This is a genomic window from Brevibacillus sp. YAE8 (genome assembly GCF_057543335.1).
On the sequence record NZ_BAAIYG010000003.1, the window covers coordinates 49,172 to 67,262 of the forward strand.

The 18,091-nt window shown below is 55.6% G+C and carries 15 protein-coding genes; all 15 read right to left on the reverse strand.

Annotated features, from left to right (window positions below):
- Positions 1-174: 174 nt before the first annotated feature.
- A complete protein-coding gene (locus tag AC27IT_RS05625; protein ID WP_025845614.1) occupies positions 175-687 on the reverse strand; it encodes a GNAT family N-acetyltransferase in 513 nt (170 codons plus the stop codon).
- Between the two features lie 109 nt (positions 688-796).
- Complete coding sequence (locus AC27IT_RS05630; RefSeq protein WP_005834580.1) at positions 797-2,455, reverse strand: AMP-binding protein; 1,659 nt, start codon at positions 2,453-2,455, stop codon at positions 797-799.
- Positions 2,456-2,574: 119 nt separating this feature from the next.
- Complete coding sequence (locus AC27IT_RS05635; RefSeq protein ID WP_005834582.1) at positions 2,575-3,057, reverse strand: hypothetical protein; 483 nt, start codon at positions 3,055-3,057, stop codon at positions 2,575-2,577.
- Between the two features lie 93 nt (positions 3,058-3,150).
- Entirely contained in the window at positions 3,151-3,642 is a 492-nt protein-coding gene (locus tag AC27IT_RS05640) for a YajQ family cyclic di-GMP-binding protein (protein WP_005834584.1), read from the reverse strand.
- A 45-nt stretch (positions 3,643-3,687) separates the two neighbouring features.
- The gene (locus AC27IT_RS05645; protein WP_327944610.1) at positions 3,688-4,476 is read right to left on the reverse strand and encodes an SDR family oxidoreductase; all 789 of its coding nucleotides are present in this window, start codon (positions 4,474-4,476) and stop codon (positions 3,688-3,690) included.
- A gap of 130 nt (positions 4,477-4,606) precedes the next feature.
- Positions 4,607-7,702: an efflux RND transporter permease subunit gene (locus AC27IT_RS05650; protein WP_238500602.1), complete on the reverse strand. Its 3,096-nt coding sequence runs from the start codon at positions 7,700-7,702 to the stop codon at positions 4,607-4,609.
- A gap of 3 nt (positions 7,703-7,705) precedes the next feature.
- Positions 7,706-8,929: an efflux RND transporter periplasmic adaptor subunit gene (locus tag AC27IT_RS05655; protein ID WP_431809133.1), complete on the reverse strand. Its 1,224-nt coding sequence runs from the start codon at positions 8,927-8,929 to the stop codon at positions 7,706-7,708.
- A gap of 253 nt (positions 8,930-9,182) precedes the next feature.
- Positions 9,183-10,994 carry an oligoendopeptidase F gene (gene pepF / locus AC27IT_RS05660; protein ID WP_007785361.1) on the reverse strand — a complete coding sequence of 604 codons (1,812 nt, stop codon included), beginning with the start codon at positions 10,992-10,994 and terminating at the stop codon, positions 9,183-9,185.
- A 153-nt stretch (positions 10,995-11,147) separates the two neighbouring features.
- Positions 11,148-12,434 (reverse strand): UDP-glucose dehydrogenase family protein, encoded by a 1,287-nt coding sequence (locus AC27IT_RS05665; RefSeq protein ID WP_221842110.1) that lies wholly within the window; start codon positions 12,432-12,434, stop codon positions 11,148-11,150.
- Positions 12,435-12,443: 9 nt separating this feature from the next.
- Complete coding sequence (locus AC27IT_RS05670; protein ID WP_005834594.1) at positions 12,444-13,520, reverse strand: glycosyltransferase; 1,077 nt, start codon at positions 13,518-13,520, stop codon at positions 12,444-12,446.
- Between the two features lie 25 nt (positions 13,521-13,545).
- Positions 13,546-14,496: an NAD-dependent epimerase/dehydratase family protein gene (locus AC27IT_RS05675; RefSeq protein WP_487091666.1), complete on the reverse strand. Its 951-nt coding sequence runs from the start codon at positions 14,494-14,496 to the stop codon at positions 13,546-13,548.
- Positions 14,493-15,296 (reverse strand): glycosyltransferase family 2 protein, encoded by an 804-nt coding sequence (locus AC27IT_RS05680; RefSeq protein ID WP_327944612.1) that lies wholly within the window; start codon positions 15,294-15,296, stop codon positions 14,493-14,495. Before AC27IT_RS05680 ends, AC27IT_RS05675 begins: the two co-directional genes overlap by 4 nt.
- The gene (locus AC27IT_RS05685) at positions 15,293-16,339 is read right to left on the reverse strand and encodes a glucose-1-phosphate thymidylyltransferase (protein ID WP_487091667.1); all 1,047 of its coding nucleotides are present in this window, start codon (positions 16,337-16,339) and stop codon (positions 15,293-15,295) included. The genes AC27IT_RS05680 and AC27IT_RS05685 overlap by 4 nt, the downstream gene beginning before the upstream one ends.
- A gap of 122 nt (positions 16,340-16,461) precedes the next feature.
- Complete coding sequence (locus AC27IT_RS05690; RefSeq protein WP_005834603.1) at positions 16,462-17,640, reverse strand: glycosyltransferase family 4 protein; 1,179 nt, start codon at positions 17,638-17,640, stop codon at positions 16,462-16,464.
- Positions 17,621-18,049 (reverse strand): hypothetical protein, encoded by a 429-nt coding sequence (locus AC27IT_RS05695; RefSeq protein ID WP_005834604.1) that lies wholly within the window; start codon positions 18,047-18,049, stop codon positions 17,621-17,623. Before AC27IT_RS05695 ends, AC27IT_RS05690 begins: the two co-directional genes overlap by 20 nt.
- Positions 18,050-18,091 lie beyond the last annotated feature (42 nt).

Below are 18,091 nucleotides of genomic sequence, written 5' to 3' on the forward strand. Positions count from 1 at the left end.
TCATGCCTTCGCTTTTTTGCTTGGATCCGCTGTTTTCCCCCGATGGGGCACCAAGGTCGGACGGAGGTTCGCATCCCCCCGCCTCCACCAACCGATGGGGGGAGACTGTCACATGCACGGGGCCATGCGACCCGCGCGGCCGCTTCGGCGTGCCGTCGTCACGTACGGCAACTGTCAATCGTGCAACAGCATGTACATATGCGTCTCGTCGACGTAGCGCTCCCCTGTTTTCAACGCCCGTTTTTCCAAGCCGTACGGCAAAAAGCCCATTTTTTCGTAAAAGCGCACCGCGCCGGGGTTTGTCGTGACAACGGCAAGCTGTACCTGGTCGATGTCGCCCCGCTGTCTCAAATAGGCCAGCTCTTCTTGCATCAGCGCGGCCGCAACACCTGTTCCACGATGCGCTTCGCGGACGTACATGGATACGACGGAAGCTTTGTGTCTCGCTTTCAGTCCGCGGTGCCGGAAATAGCCGATGATGCCCGCCAGCTCGCCCCCGACAAAAGCGCCGAAATAGCCGCTGTCGCCCTCAGGCCCCTGGGAAAGCCGTTCCTGCCATTCGGCCATCGGGCGCTTGATTTCCTCTTCATAGGTGGCGCCGAACGCGTCCGGGTCGGTTTGCAGCCCTTCCAACCTTACTTTGACGAACGCTTCTGTATCCTCTGGTCCCAATCGTCGAACTTCCATCTTTTGCTTCCCCTCTCCTAGCATTTCCACTCATCATAGTAAAGAGTTGCTAGGTTGTAAAGGATTGCCACAACAAAACGCCAGGAAAATATCCTGGCGCTTCGTTTGCTTACGCTAGCTCGGTCTGGGCGGGATCTGTGAGGCCAAACGTCGCCAGCGCCTGTTCACGCAGCTTGAATTTTTGAATTTTGCCGGACGCCGTCATCGGGTATTCGTCCACAAACTGAATGTAGCGCGGCGTCTTGAAGCGGGCGATTTTTCCTTCGCAGTATGCCAGCACTTCCTCCTCGGTCAATGTCTCTCCCGGCTTGACGCGGATGCAGGCCAGCACCTGCTCGCCGTATTTGGCATCCGGCACGCCGACGATCTGGACGTCTAATATTTTCGGATGAGTGTACAAAAACTCCTCGACTTCGCGCGGGTAGATGTTTTCGCCGCCGCGAATAATCATGTCCTTCAGCCTGCCTGTAATCCGGTAATACCCTTCCTCGTCTACGGTCGCCAAGTCTCCGGTATGCAGCCAGCCCTCCTCGTCGATCGCCTTTGCCGTCTGGTCCGGCATGTTGTAGTAGCCTTTCATCACCAAATACCCGCGCGTGCACAGTTCGCCCTGTACACCAGGGGGGACAATCTCTCCCGTGGCAGGGTTGATGATTTTCGCCTCGACCCCTTCGTGCAGCCGGCCGACGGTCGATACCTTGCGCTCGATGGAATCCTCCGGCCGCGTCTGGGTGATGACAGGCGAAGACTCGGTCTGTCCGTAGGCGATCGTAATGTCGCGAATGCCCATTTTGTCCACGACTTTTTTCATCACCTCGATCGGGCACAAGGACCCGGCCATAATGCCCGTGCGCAGCGAGCTGAGGTCGCGCTGTTCAAAAGTCGGATGGTTCAGCTCCGCGATGAACATCGTTGGCACCCCGTACAGCGCCGTGCAGCGCTCGGCTTCGACAATCGACAGCACCAGCCCCGGATCAAAGGCGATGACCGGAACCATCGTCGCTCCCGTCGCAACGCAGGCGAGCGTGCCCATCACGCAGCCGAAGCAGTGGAAAAACGGCACCGGGATGCAGACGCGATCGTCTACCCCGAGTCCCTGACATTCCGCGACCTTGATCGCGTTGTTGACGATGTTGACGTGGGACAGCATGACGCCTTTCGGAAAGCCTGTCGTGCCGGACGTGTACTGCATGTTGATGACGTCATCGAAAGACAGCGACTCCTGGCGCAAACGCTGTTCTTCCTCGCTGACCAGCTCGGCTCGCTCCAGCAAGTCTTTCCATAAAAACATGCCGGGCTGGCGCTCTTCGCCCAAGTAGACGACATTTCGCAAGTTCGGCAACCGCTTGGACACGAGAGCGCCGGGCTCGCACGTCGCAAGCTCCGGACAAATTTCCCGGATCATCTCCAGGTAGTTGGCGTCGCGATAGCCGTCGATCAAAAGCAATGTCGTCGACTCCGACTGGCGCAGCAAATATTCCAGCTCGTGAACGCGATAGCTCGTGTTGACCGTCACCAGCACCCCGCCCATCTTGGCCGTCGCAAATTGCGAAATGACCCACTCCGGTACATTAGTGGCCCAGATGGCGATGTTTTCGCCTTTTTGAATCCCGAGCGACATGAAGCCTCGTGCCGCCCGGTTGCACACCTCCTGAAACTGGGCGAACGAATAGCGGAGCGATCGCTCCTGATAGACCAACGCTTCCTTGTCCCGATACAGTCTGGCTGCCTCATCCAGCAAGTTGCCAATCGTAATCATTCGCAGCATACAAGCACCTCCAAAACATTCAGACTATTCCATCTTTATTAACTAGGATTCGTTCCTTCCCATCATATTCCTTCTCGATAGAAAAAAGAAAAGCGTCCCCCAATCGGAACGCTTCCCGTTTACTTCACGACAATTTTTTGCGTCGCTTCCACCTTGTACGGCAGATGGTTGCTGTAGTTCAGCTCGACGCGAATCTCATGCTCGCCCTTCGGCAACTTTTTCAGCATGAACTCCGGATGGTAGATCATTCCTTTGGACTCGCCATCGAGGTACAGATGGGCGTGGCCTTTTCCATACACCGGCGTTTGCCCAAGCTCGCCGTTTTCCTGCACGAACTCGAAGTTTTGCGTCAAAAGCGATACTTCCGCTGTCGTTCCATCCACCTGTATATCCATGTTCAACGACGGCTTGGCTGCCCCTTCCGGCTGGGTCAACGGAGCACTGGCATTGGTCGTGGCCGGAACACTCGTGTCACCTGGACGATAGGAGTCAGAGACGTGCAACGGATCTTTGACCAATAGCACGATGCCCGCCACCAGAACAACCAGAAAGACGATTCCGCCCAAAATGAGATTGCGCATACTGATAATAAAGACCTTCATGTCTCTACTCTCCCTTTCGCAAGTGCTTGTCACTTATTTGTACATGCATATGCGAGAGGAAAGAGAGGTAGAAGCAAAACTTTGCTATAGCCGTCAGCGGTAGTTGATAAATTGCACCTCGAGCGGCAAATCCGCCTTGCGAATCGCACTGATGACTTGCTGCAGATCATCCTTGCTTTTGCCTGTCACGCGAATTTGATCGTCCTGAATTTGCGTCTTCACCTTCAGGCCGGCATCCTTAATAATGCCGTTGATCTTTTTGGCGTTGTCCTTGTCGATGCCCTGCACCAGCTTCACCCGTTGGCGCACGGTGCCGCCCGCTGCCGGCTCGACTTTTCCGTAGTCCAAATTTTTGATCGGCACGTCGCGCTTGACCAGCTTGCCCAGCAAAATGTCCTTGACCTGGCTAAGCTTGAAGTCGTCGTCGGAAACAAGGACGAGCTCGTCCTTTTCCAGTTTGATGCTGCTCTTGCTCCCCTTGAAATCGAAGCGGTTCTCGATCTCCTTCAAGGCGGTTTGAATGGCGTTGTTCACTTCGGCCAAGTCTACTTTCGAAACGATGTCAAACGAGCTTTCCTTGCTCATGCGTAGTTCCTCCTTCGCTTTTGCCTGTTTGGCGTTTTTTCGCTGCTAGATCGCCCGAACCAGTCCTCCGTCCACGAGGAAAGACTGCCCCGTGACATAGCTGTTGGCTGGCGATGCCAAAAACGTCACCATGCGCGCGAACTCATCCGGCTGGCCGTACCTGCCGACCGGGATTTGTTTTTCCCAGTTTTGCCGGACTTCCTCTGCGCTGATCCCATGCCCCTGCGCACTCAGCCCGTCCAGTTGCTGCACCCGGTCTGTCGCAATTCGTCCCGGGCCGATCGTGTTGATGAGAATGCCATCCGGCCCCAGCTCAGCGGAAAGCGTTTTGGCCAGCCCCAGAACCCCTGTGCGAAACGTGTTCGACAAGATCAAGTTTTCCAGCGGCTGCTTGAACGAGGAAGACGCAAAGTTGACGATTCGCCCGAACTGCTTGGCGCGCATGTGCGGCAAAACAGCGCGGATCGCCCGGACGTAGCTCAACAGGTTCAGCTCGAAGGCCGAAATCCACTGCTCGTCCGTCAACTGGTCGAACTTGCCCGTCGCAGGTCCGCCCGAGTTGTTGACCAGTATATCTACGCTGCCGAAGTGGCGAACCGTTTCCTGCACGACTCGCTCGATGTCTCCCGGCTTGGTGACATCCACCGGAACGGCCAGAGGCGACTGCCCCGCTGCCTGCTCAATTTCGGCGCGCACGGCTTCCATCGCCTGCTCGTCTCTGCCGCAAATGGTGACATTCGCTCCCTCCTGCGCCAGGCAGAGCGCGGTCGCTTTGCCCAAGCCTTTTGACGAGGCGAGCACGAGGGCTGTCCTGCCCTGCAATTGAAGATCCATGTTCAACGCTCCTTTCGAGGTACGGTTTTGGTTTTGTATGTATCATCCTTGCTTTATATTCTACAGAACTTTCAGACGAACGAAAAGCAAAGAGAAGGGGAAAAGCACACTCCCCTTCTCTTTTTCGCCGTTACATCTCTTTGTGAGACGTGTTGCTGTTTTTGTTTTGCTTCGCGGTGCGCTTTGCTTCTCGTTTGGCCTGACGCGCTGCCTTGCGGGCGAGCCGTCTTTCTTTGGCTCCTTCAAACAACGAGTACAGCACAGGCACGAGCACCAGCGTCACCAGCGTGTGGAAGATCAAGCCGGAAATTACGGCTGTCGCGAGCGGTGCCTCCAGGTCGGAGCCTTCCGCCATCGCCAGTCCCATCGGCAGCATCCCCAGAATCGCCGTCAGCTTCGTCATGATAACCGGGCGGACGCGGTCCTTCGTGCCTTGTACAATCGCTTCGGCGGTAGCCATCCCGCGATTGCGCAGCAGGTTGATCCGGTCGATCAGCAAAATCGCGTTGGACACGACGATCCCGACCAGCATGATAATCCCGATCATCGCCATTTCGCCAAACGTTCGTTGTGTAAGCACGAAGCCCATCACCACGCCGACCAAGGCCATCGGAATCGTCAGCAAAATAATGAACGGCTGCGAGAGACGGCCAAACTGCGCGACCATGATGACGTAGATCAACGCGAGCACGCCGACGAAGACGAAAATCCCTTGCGCGAGGTTGGCGCTTTGCTCTTTCAGCTTCCCGGCGATCTCCACCTTGTACCCGGCAGGAACGACCAGGCCCGGCAGCTTCTCATTGATTTCACGGCCAACCGTCCCCAAGTCGCTTCCTTGCATCTCGGCAGATACCGTTACGATCCGCTCGCCTTTTTCATGGATCAACGTAATCGGAGACTTGCTGTAGTACCAGTCCACGAGGTCAGCCAGCGGCACCTGGGCGCCGTCCTTGGCTGTCACCATCATTTGCTTGAGCTGTTCCGGGTGCTTCAGCCAGTCGTCCGGCATTTGGGCGACGACATCCACCTCGATTCCATCCTTCGTGATCGACGTGATCTGCTGGCTGCCAATCCATACGCTCAACTGCTGGAGCAAGGAGCGGTGGTCGACGTTCAGTCTGGCGAGCGCCTCCTGCTTCGGAATGAGCGTTACTTTTTCCTTGCCTTCTTTAAAGTCGTTGCGAATGTTGGTCAAGCCCGGTACGGTGGACAGCATGCCTTCCACATCGGTAGCGATTTTGCGCATTTGCTCCATATCATCCCCGATGATGTCGAGCTGGATCGGCGCCGAAGCCCCTTGCTGCCCGAACGTCATCGAGATGGATTCAATGCCCGGGATCGAGTTGAGGCGATCGTTAATATCGGCCGTCAACAGTTCTTTGTCGCGCGTGCGCTCTGATTTGGGCACGAGCGAAATGAAAATCTCGGACCCTGTGCTGGAGGAGAAGAAGAACACGTCTTTTACTTCCGGGATGCCGCGCAGCGCTTCCTCTCCGGTCAGTGCCGCCTTCTGTGCCCGCTCCAGGGTGGAGCCGGTAGGCATCTCCAGCGTGGCAAAAATGAAGTTTTCATTCGGGTTAATGCCTTGCCCCATCTTCATGAGCGGCATGAGGAAGCCCGCGCCGACAAACATCAGGAGCGCGACGATAATCGTCTTGACCCGGTGGCGCAAGGCCAGTCGCAAGAGGCTGTTAAACAACCGATTAACCACATGCTCTTTTCCTTCGCCTTCCAGCGCGACGTGTTTGTCTTTTTGCAAAAAACGATCGGAAAAGACGGGAACGAAAAAGAAAGCGGCGATGGTCGATGCGATAATGGCGGAAGATACCGTAAAGGCAATCGTCGCCAAAATCGGTTTGAGCCAGTCTTCAAAGTCAGCAAAGACGAGCGGCAAAAAGACGATGATGATCGTGAGCTGCGAGGTGAAGACCGGCGTCAAAACCTCTCGCGTTCCTTTGATAATCGCCTGCTTGAGCTCCTCGCCTCTTTCCCGGAAGTGGTAAATGCTCTCCAGGACGACGATTGCGGCGTCGACAATCAGGCCGACAGACAAGCTAAGCGAGAGCAGACTGACCATGTCGATGTTGTAGCCGCCGATTTTCATGGCGATAAACGTCATGAGCGCGGACAGCGGCAGCGTCGTCGCGATGACGAGCGTCACCCGCCAGTTGCGCAGGAACACGAACAAGATGATGATCGCCAGCGCGCCACCGATCAAAACGTCACGGCTGAGATTGGTCACCGCATGCTCGATGTACGAAACGGCTTCGAACATGACTTTCATCTGGTATTTGCCATTCGCTTCCGCATTGATCCCGCGGACGACTTCCTCGACTTTGCGCTGGGTCGTAATCAGGTCGCTGCCATCCGCGCGCGAAACGCTCAAGTGCACGAATACGTTTCCGTTCGTCAGCGCTACCGAATCTTTCACTTTTCCGCGCAAGTCCTCGACCGTCGCGAGCTGTTCCAACGTAACCGTGCCGTTTGGCGTCACAATCGGCAACGCGTTCAGTTCCTGAACCGAGTTGAACGTGTTGTCAATCATGACGACGGTGTCAAAGCCCGTGTTTTCCAGCGTGCCGATCGCTTGCTTCCAGTTCGTCTCCTGAAGCTGCGAGATCACCTCTGACGGGGTAGTCCGATACGCACTCAGCCTGTCTGGACGCAAAGTGATGGCGATCTTGTTTTCGAAGCTGCGGTCCGATACGGCGACTTCCTTCACCCCGGACACTTCCTCGATCCGGTCCTTGATCGTCGTTTTCGCCAGGCTGAGCATCGCCTGCGGATCGGCTCCGACCAGCGCGTAGTCGATCATTTGTTCATTCCCGAAGTTCATCTGGTTCACGCTGACGCTGTCAACGGCTTTCGGGAACCCGTTGCGCAAGCGGTTCACGGCATTTTGCACGTCCTGCTTGACTTTTTCGCCTTGCCCTTCCGTGGCCGTAATCTGCACGTTGACGTAGCCGGTACCTGTCGTAGACGAATATTCTTTGATATCCGCAATCGATTTCAGTTCCTGCTCTACTTTTTTCGTAATCTTCTCTTCCATCTCTTCCGGAGGCAGCGCCCCACCTGAGATGTTGACGGAGAGCACGGGGAAGTTCGTTTTCGGAACCAGCTCAACGTTGAAGCTGAGCAGGGAGCCAAGACCGGCGATGACGAGCAAAAAGGTAAACAGATAGACGATCAGGCGCCGCTTCAGCAAAAAGAGAATCATCTTGTTCATGCGCTATTCTCCCTTCGCCTCTACTTTTTGCCCCTCGACGTAGAAAGTAATACCGCTGCGCAAAAGCTGGTCGCCTTCTTTGACACCCGAGAGAATCTCGATTTGATCGTCGACAATTTGTCCGGTTTTGACTTCCTTTTTCACGGTCAGGCCGTTTTCCACCGCCATGACGTAATGCTGGGTAGAGCTGACTCCGACGCTTTCCAGCGGTACGAGGAACCCGTTTACTTTGCGCGGCGCCTCAATCGTCGCAGCCATTCCCCCGCGCCAGAAGCCGTCTGGGTTCGGAATCGTCACTTCCACGCGGTACTTGCCCGTCTCCTTGCTCACGACAGGCGAGACGAAGGTAATCGTGCCCTCGCTCTTTTTCCCGTCGTCAGATACTGCCTGCACCTTCGCCTTTTCCTGGAACTGGCTGATGAGATCGTTGGTGACGTCGAGCGTGATCTTCACTTCCGTCAAGTCGACCAGATGGACGATTTTCTCGCCTGGAGAAGCCTGCTCGCCAGTCTGCTTGTAAACGTCTACGACCGTTCCGGCAAAAGGCGCGTGAATTTTCGCATCATCCAGACTCTTTTTCGCCCGCTCCACCTGTCCGGCTGCCGCCTTGATCGAAGCGTTCGCCATCGCGATGTCCTCGGGCTGCGCTCCGCGTTGCAGCTCGGTGAGCGACAACTGGGCGTCGCGGGCGGAAATTTCCGCTTGGGTCAGGGCGCGGCGCAAATCATTTATTTCGGTTTGCGAAATAGCGCCTCCCGCGAACAGCTTCTCGCCTGCTGCGAGGTCTTGTTTCGCCTTTTCCAGACGGCTCTGGGCACTTTGCACTTGCAGGCGCTGCTGCTCGATCGCTTCTGCTGTCGCGCCCTTCAGCGCTTTCGTTTTGCGGGCGGCCGCCTCTTCTACCTGGCTGGCAGCGGCTTCGACTTCTTTTTGGTAGTAGCGCGAATCCAGTGTCGCCAAAAGCTGTCCTTGTGCAATCTTCATCCCTTTGCTCACCTGGATGGCCGAAATCGTTCCCCCAGTGCCAAAGGGCAGTTCCGCGTCGCGCTTTGCTTCCACCATTCCCGTTACCCGCAGGAAAACAGGTTGTGCGGCCTTCTGTACTTTGATGACCTCCACGACTTTCGCTTTGGCTTCCACCTGCGCCGGAGGCTCTGGTGCCGATCCTCCGCAGCCGGCTGTAACCAGCAAGAGAGAGGCCATAATGATCGATGCCCGTTTTTTCACAATGATTCCTCCAAATGTTCACAATCATTCCCTTGCGTAATTGTGCCAGTTTTTACCTTTCCTGCAAAACAGTCAGTGGTTGGAAATTTGCCTCAGCCCCGAGACGGAGAACACAATCCCCACCAGTTCATAAGTATATACGAACAATATGCATGACCGTTACCTTTTTTTGGACTTCTCGCTAATATTTTGTAAAAAAGGAAAAGGCAGCCAAGCCTGATAGCTTGACTGCCTTTTCATGCGGTGACGCTGTTTAGTTTTCTGCGAGAAGCTGTTCCATTTCGTCCAGCAAGCCTTTGAACACGCTCAACGCTTCCGCGATCGGAGCCGGAGAAGCCATGTCCACGCCCGCCTTTTTCAAGAGATTGAGCGGATAGTCGGAGCTGCCGCCCTTGAGGAATTGCAGGTAGCGGTCCACAGCCGGCTGGCCTTCCTCCAAAATCTGTTTGGACAAGGACGTCGCGGCCGAAAACCCGGTGGCGTACTTGTAGACGTAGAAGTTGCGATAGAAGTGCGGGATGCGCGCCCACTCCAGGTCCACCTCGCTGTCCACGACCATCTCCGGTCCGTGGTAAGCGACGTTCAGCTCGCGGTAAATCGCGCTGAGCGAATCGGCTGTCAGCGGCTCTCCCTGCTCCTCCTTCTCGTGCACGATCTTTTCGAACTCGGCAAACATCGTTTGCCGGAAAACGGTGCCGCGGAATTGCTCCAGGTAGTAGTTGATTAAGTACATCCGCTGCTTTTTGTCTGTCGTGGTCTGCAGCAAGTGGTGCATCAGCAACGCTTCGTTGAGCGTCGAAGCCACTTCGGCCACGAAAATTTTGTAGTCCGCATACGTGTACGGCTGCGCCTGGTTGGAGTGGTAGCTGTGCAGCGCATGGCCCATCTCGTGCGCCAGCGTAAACATGTTGTTCACGTTATCCTGGTAGTTCATGAGCACGTACGGATGGGTCGTGTACGCGCCCCACGAATACGCCCCGCTCGTCTTTCCTTCGTTTTCGTGCACGTCGATCCAGCCGTTGGAAAAGCCTTCGGCAAGCACGCGGCCGTACTCTTCGCCGAGCGGATGCAGCGCTTCCTTGATCGTGGCTACCGCCTGGTCGTACGGGATTTTCATGTCGACCTCGGGCACGATCGGCACGTACAGGTCGTACATGTGCAGCTCCTCTACGCCGAGCAGCTTTTTGCGCAGGGCGATGTAGCGGTGCATGAGCGGCAAATGCTCGCGGATCGTCGAGATCAGATTGTCGTACACGGACAAGTCCACATTGTCCGAGAAAAGAGCCGCGTACAGCGCGGACGGATATTTGCGCGTCCGGGCGTAGAAGACGTCGCCTTTGATCGCAGAAGTCAGCGACGCCGCGATCGTATTGCGGAACTTGCCGTACGTGGCGTACAGCGCCTGGAAAGCTTCCTTGCGCACGCGTCTGTCCTTGCTCTCCATGAACTGCGTGTAGCGCCCTTTGGTCAGCTCGACCTCTTCGCCGTTTTCGTCCGTAATCATCGGGAACTTCATGTCGGCGTTGTTCAGCATGCCAAAAATTTTGGTCGGGGCAGAAGCCAGCTCGCTCATGTTCGCCAGAAGCGCCTCTTCTTCCGCGGAAAGCGTATGCGGCTTGAAGCGCGTAATCTCTTCCAGCAAAATCCGGTAATGCGCGAGTCCCTCTGTTTCCTTGATCCACTTCTCCAGCTCTTCTGTCGGGATCGCCAAAATCTCCGGCTGTATGTACGCGATTGCCCCGTACACTTGCGTGCTGAGGCTGGTGGCACGGTCAGTCAGTCCCTGATACGTGCTGTTCGCATTGTCCTCGTCGCGGCGCATGCGCGCGTACACGTACACGGTATCGAGCGTCTTCAGCAGCTCGTCCTGCAAGGTCAGCGCTGCGAGCAACTGCTTCCCGGACTGCGCCAGCGTCCCTTTCAGGGCGGCAATCTGCTCGGTCAGTTGCTTCGCCTTTTGCACATCCTTTTCCCAGTCCGCGTCGGTCGCGTAAATATCCTCCAACCGCCACTTGTATTCAGCGGGGACGTCACTTCGTTTTGGCAATGTTTTGCTTTTGTTCACCGCGATCACTCCCTCGTCATTTGCACAAGAATGGTCAAATCATTCATATGTGACTATCCTACCGTATTATGCCATCTTGTTCAAATCATTAGCACAGTTGGTACCTGCTTTTTCGCGGCAAAAGAAAAAAGCTGAGCTTCTCCTGCGGAAAAGTCAGCTTTTTCCTACGCCCACATAGCGAAATCCGGCTTCCTTGACGATTTTGGCCGGCCACGCATTGCGTCCGTCCAGCAAAACGGGCTGGGCCATCTTTTGGTAGACCTGTTCCCAATCGAGCTGCACGCACTCTTTCCACTCGGTAATTAAAAGCGCGGCATGTGCGCCTTGCACGGCTTCTTCGGCTGTCTTGGTGTACGTAACGTTCGGAAACTTCTGCCGCACGGCGTCGGCTGCGATCGGATCGTAGGCGAAAACCGCAGCTCCCTTTTCCTCCAGCGCTTGCAGGACGGCCAGGGACGGCGCCTCGCGAATGTCGTCCGTATCCGGTTTGAACGCCAATCCGAGTACCGCGATCCGCTTGCCGCGACAGTCCGGAACGAACGGTTGCAACTGCTGCAAAAACCAGACGGGCTGCGTGGCGTTGACTTTGCGCACTTGCTCCAAAATACCGAGCGAGATGCCGTTTTGCGCAGCGAGCTGCAGCAAGGCAATCGTGTCTTTCGGAAAACAGGATCCGCCATAGCCGACGCCCGCCCGCAAAAACTCCGGCCCGATCCGGCTGTCCAGCCCCATGCCGTGCGCGATCGTCACGATATCGGTTCCCAGTGCCGCGCTCAGCCGCGCCAGCTCATTCATGAAAGAAATGCGCGTCGCCAAAAAGGCGTTGGAGGCGTACTTAATCAGTTCGGCGTTCGCGCGGGTCGTGACCACGCGCGGAGCGTCCACCCCCTTGTACAGCTCCTCCATGACCTCTCTCGTTTCCGGCTCGCCCGCTCCAATGACAATCCGCGAAGGCGCCAGCGCGTCGTACAGCGCACTGCCCTCTCGCAGAAACTCCGGATTGGACGCGACCGACAGCTCCCCGCAGCCGCTGAGCAGCTCGGCAACCTTGTCGCCTGTCCCCACTGGCACCGTGCTTTTGACGACTACGACTCGCCTTTTCGGGGAGGCTTGATGCATCTGTTCGATCGCAGCTACGGCACTGTACAAATAGCGCAAATCGGCGGTCCCGTCAGCCGCTTCCGGAGTGCCGACGCAAACAAAGAAAACGTCCGCGTCTGCTGCCTCCTGCAGCTTCGTGGAAAAAGCGAGGGTGCCGTTTTCCAGCACCTGTTTCAGCGCTTCCTCCAACCCGGGCTCGTAGATGGGCGAGATTCCTTGCCTCAGTTTGACAATTTTGGCTTCGACCAGATCGATGCCGATCACCTGATGGCCGTTCATGGCCAGGGAGACAGCGGTTGTCAGCCCTACGTAGCCGGTACCGATAACGGCAACTTTCATCACTTCACCTCATCGTTTTTTCATCACACGCAAATAAAGCTCCTCCAGCTTGAGACGCTGCTGGTGAATATCGTGGTTTTTCTCCACCTTCATCCTCGCCCGCGCCGTCATTTCCGGCCATTCGTGCGCGGATGCGAGCACGTGGTTTATCATCCGTCCGAGCTTCGCCGGAGAGCGCTCCGGGACGAGATAGCCGGACTCCCCGTGCTCCACCAGTTCGGGAATGCCCGCGTGATACGTCGAAATGACGGGCCTGCCGGACGCCATCGCTTCCATCAGCACGTTCGGGATGCCTTCCTGGTCGCCGTTTTTGGCCGTTTTGCAGGCGATGACAAACAGATGGCATCGCGCCAGCTCGCGCTGCACCGCTTGATGCGGCAAAGCGCCCTTGAGGACGACTTGCTTTTCCAGCTTGTATTTTTTAATCATGCTGCGCAGCTTTTTCTTTTTCTCGCCGTCGCCGACGATAATCAGCTTGGCCTTCGGATGCTTTTTGTGCACCTGCACGAACGCCTGGATTAACGTGTCCATGCCTTTTTTCTCCGTCAGGCGGCCAACGCTGAGCAGCCGGTACTCGCCATCGTGGACCGGCTGGGGCGGCAGCATCGGAAATTTGCGCAGATCAATGCCGGAGCGGATCAGCGTGATTTTGTCGCCCGAGCAGCCCAGGCGGATCAGCCGCTTTTTCATATGATTGCTGACGACGGTAAACGCCTTGCCTTTGCGAAACAGTCGCTTCAGCGAGCGGCGATAGCCCGGATTTTCCCGCACGCGCTTGGTCGCATCGAAGCCGTGAAAAGAAGTAATCAACGGCAGGCCCGCCTTTTTGGCGTACGGAAGCAGCTCCAGGCCAGCCGGGCCAAACCGCGCATGCAAGCATTTGATCTTTTTTCGCTTCAGCCACCCGGAGAGGCCCGCCATTGCCTTGCGCACATAGACCGGCGAGTACGGAAACTGTTTGCGGTTGAACGGCCGCTGTCTGGTCAGCACGACAGGTTTGACTCTCTGGTGCCCAAGCAATTGCTCGTAGATGAAGGTTTCGCTTCGGGGCAGGAATTTTCTCCGATAGACGAGGACCCGATGCATGCAACTGGCCTCCTATTTTCGAGTTTTAGCTCCTCGGCTGAAAACGCATATCCGCCAACTGCCGACGAAGCCCCTCTTCCAAGGAAACTTGCGGACGGTAGCCCAGGCGCTGCTCAGCCAGTCGAATGTCCGCGCAGGTGCGCAGCGAGTCGCCTGCCGGACCGGGCTGAAAGCTGATTTTCGGCGAGATGTTCATCAGCGTGCCCATGATGTTCAGCACGTCGATCAACTTGACTTCACGATTTCCACCCACATTGAATATCTCGCCAGGTGCAGCGTGGCGCCCCGCCAATATGTTTGCCTCCACGGCGTCCGTAACGTAGGTAAAGTCTCGCGATTGCTGCCCATCTCCGTAAACGACGACGGGATCTCCCTTCATCATTTGCCGGAAAAAGCGGTGAAAAGCCATGTCCGGCCGCTGTCTCGGGCCGTACACGGTAAAGTAGCGCAGCATCGTGATCGGCAGTCCGTACGCTTTGACGTAGACGGAGCACACCTGCTCCATCGCTTCCTTCGTGACGCCATAAGGCGATACGGGACGCAGCGGAGCGGATTCGTCCGTTAGCGTCCCTTGCATCGTGCCGTACACAGAAGAGGAAGAAGAGACGACGATGACAGGCGGTTTTGGCCTTTGCATGCACGCCTCCAGAAGCAGTTGGGTAGCCAAAATATTGTGACTGACGTACTCCACGAATGCCTTGCCCCAACTGTTCCGCACGCCGGGCAGCGCAGCCAGGTGATAGACCACATCTACTCCGTCCAGCCAGTCTTTCCACCGCTCTGACTGCAGCATGGTTGAATGAAAAGTAAAGGCGGGATGGCTCCCGATCTCTGCGAGATTGCGGAGTTTGGCAGCAACGTCGTAGTTATCGACGAAGCCGTCGATGCCGATCACTGTCACCCCGTCATTTAGCAAGCGCTGGGTCAGATGCGACCCGATAAAACCAGCACAACCGGTGACAAGTGCTTTTGTCATCGCTTCCGCCGCCTCACTTTCTTCAACCGTTTAATGACGAGATAGCCATCCTTGTAGCCGTAGACCGCTTTGTATTTGTTGCCCCAGCGTTTGAGGTAATATTTGAACGTTTTTTTGCGTAAATGATTGCGTCTCCGCTTCATCTTGTTGTCGGTAAGCTGTCCTTTGTGCTTCGTCCGGTTGTACAGCTTGCGATTGATAAACCGGACGCGGTATTTTTCAATCAGCCGCAAAATGATGCGCCGATCCTCCATGATTCGGCCTTCGTATTTGTCGGAGGTATCCCAACCTCCGACCTCCCGAAGCGCTTCGACCCGGTAGCAGCGCGGCGCCACCATCCAGCGGTTGTACTTCAAAAACTGGTATTTGTTGCGAAAATGCTTGTGCTTGACGAGAAACGGGTTGTAGTATTTCCCGCGCCGCACTCGCCATATTTTGACGTTGCCGTAGTAGAGCGCCGTACTTTTTTTACTCTTGCGAATGTACTTTTTAATGACAGCCAGCGTCCGCTTTGGCAGCCAATCGTCCGAATCAAGCTGCAAAAGGTATGGCGTGTCGACCATAGACAAGGCCTGGTTCATCACTTTTCCGATGCCGGAGTTTTGTTCCATCCGGTAGTACATGATGTTCGGATGGTACAAATACTTCTCTACCTTTTTCCTCGTCTTGTCGGTAGAGGCATCGTCAATGATTAACAGCTTCCAGTCTTTTGTCGTCTGCTTCAAGACACTGTTGATCGCTTTGCGGATGAACTTGGCGCGATTGTACGTCGGGATGACCACAGTAAAGGTTGGGTTCATGTGTCCTCCCTCTTCACGGCTGGAATGCGAATCGATGACTTGTCGCTTAAAATGAAGACACCGCTCGAATTGGCTGACTGTCCTGTCAAATGAGACGACCTTCCGAAAACGCTGTCCGTAACGCTCCAGGCGACGTCCATGAGCGAGCTGTTTTCCAACAGGATGCTGTTCTCAATGTGCGCACAATTTTTCAGATGCACCCCGTTTTGAATCGAAACGTACGGACCGAGCCGGCAATTTTCAATGTGACAGTCTTCCCCGATCAGCACAGGTCCGAAAATCTCGCAGTTTGTGACGACGGACCTTTGGCCAATCTGGTGAGTCTGACCCAAATCTTTTGCCAGCATCCAACGGTTTGCCTCCAGCCAACGATCAATGGTTCCCACATCGGAATACTTGCCGCTCGTAAGTGCATGCGCAATATGAAAACCGCGATCAATCATGGACTGGATCGCATCCGTGATTTCATATTCACCACGGGCGGATGGCTGCAGTGTAGCAATCGACTCAAAAATGGGTGGGGTAAACAGGTATGCGCCAATGACAGCCAGATTGCTCTTCGGCTGACGAGGTTTTTCTTCCACGGAGACCAGACGCCCTTCCTGTACTTCGGCAATCCCATAATCCTGTGGTCTCTCCACTTCACTTAGCATCACAACACCGTCTGATTTTTCACTGGTAAACGCACGCATTAGCCCGTGCAGCGAATCCATCAACAAGTTGTCACCAAGTAACAAGATAAACGGTTCGTCTTGCAAGAACGGTTGCGCTAAATGGACAGCATGTGCGATTCCAAGCGGCACCTCCTGCTCGATAAAAGTAATGGTAGCCCCAAATTGACTACCATTGCCCACCAAGGGAGGAATCTGCACTTGGGAAGGGTGGATGACGATGCCGATGTCATGCACACCCACTTCACGCAGTTTGCTGATGCAGTAGTGTAATACCGGATGATTGGCCACAGGGAGGAGGGTTTTTGGTTGCGAATAGGAAAAGGGGTGCAGTCGCGTACCACGTCCAGCACACAAGATTAACCCTTTCACAAGTATCACTCCCCAGTTGTGCTCTGCGATACTTATAAGGTATGCGCCTCGTGATCTCTGGACAGGGCAGACGTCCACCGGGCACAAAAAAAGGGCAATAACCTAGCGGCTGGACAAGTGAATCATCCCGTTTTGAGCAGCGGCTGCTTTTCTTTTGGCTGCTTGCCGACCACGCTTTCAAACACATTCAAATAGCCTTGCGCCGTGGCGTACCAGGAGAATTGCTTTGCGCGAAGCAATGCCTGTTTGCCCATTTCCGTGCGCACGTGCGGCGTGCTCCAGAGCAGCTCCCAGATGGCGGGCAGTTCTTTTTCCCACTCTTTGGGCGGAATCAGGAACCCGCTGCCTTGATGGGTGACAACCTCCTTGATCCCGCCCCGCGTCGTGGAAATGACAGGCTTGCTCGATGCCATCGCCTCGAGGTTGACGCGGCAAAAGGCCTCCTTCCAGATCGAGGGCGTCGCCACGACATCGCCAATCTGGTAATACAGCGGCATCTGCGCGCTGGGGACGAAATTGACGAAGCGTACTTTGTCGCCGAGCGGTTTCGCCAGCCGTTTCAGCTCGCGCACGTACGGATTTAAGCGATTGCTGCCGTAGCCGGTTCCGCCGACGATGACGAGCCGCGCGCGAGGGTCTTGCTTGCTGACCTGGTGAAACGCCTTGATGAGAATGTGGACGCCTTTTCCCCGCATGAGCCTTCCCGCGTAAAACAAAACGCGGTCATCCGCTGCGAGGCCGATCTGTTTGCGCAGCTTTTTGATCGTGTAATGCAGCTTTGCCACCTGGTACGGCGACACGTCTACCCCGAGATGCACGGCGTGAATTTTGTGTGGAGGAATTTTGCACGCCTTGATAAAATGCTGGCGCAAAAACTCGCTGTTCGTAATAAATCCGGACGACAGCCGGACGACCCGCTTCATTTTTTCCTTGCTAATCATGGCGGGAGAGCCGTAGACGTGCGAATGCATGTTGACGAAAACCGGAATTTTGGGAAAATGCTTTTTGAGTTGCAAGACGTAAATCGGCCGATTTTCGACGAGAATGACATCCGGTTTATGCTTGCGAATATGCTTGATGATCTTGCGCAAATAAGGTGTTGGACCATCGTAGGGGAAGCGAATGAACTCCCGGTTGTCCTCCACGGACGACGTTGGGTAGGTCGCACAGCGCCGGGTGTAGATCGTCACTTTGTGCTCGGGATCGATCATCTTCGTCACTTCGTCGATGTCGTGCTCCACCGAGCTGCCTTTGACGGGTGGCACGGAAAAGGGCCCCGGGCTAATTATGGCGATGTTCATTACGCTCGCTCTCCCACTCCTTTTTCAAGGAAAGAACCACCTGATACAAATATTGCCTTTCTTTGGCCTGCTCTTCCTCGGCTTTTTTCCACCGTTTTTCCCAGGCGGCAAGCGACTCCTTCAAGGCGGCAACCTCCTGCTCCAGCTTCTCCAGTTGCTCGGTCGTCACCACGTCGGTTTCTCTCATCATGATCTCGAACTTCGGCTCCAGCACCAGCTCTCGCGCCTCTGCGGGCTGCTCGCAAGCGGTCTGTTCCGTCGCTGTCGCTTTTTCCACGGCGGCCTCCTGTCCTTTTTCACCGGGTTTCACAATCGAGATGCGCTCTACCGCTTCATCGACCACAAAATGGCCAGAAAAGACTCCTGGCGTGACCCAATGCGGCAGATCCCATTTTTTGCGTTTTTCCATAAGTCTTCCCTCCTGCAACGTGCTTCTACGTAATATGCTATG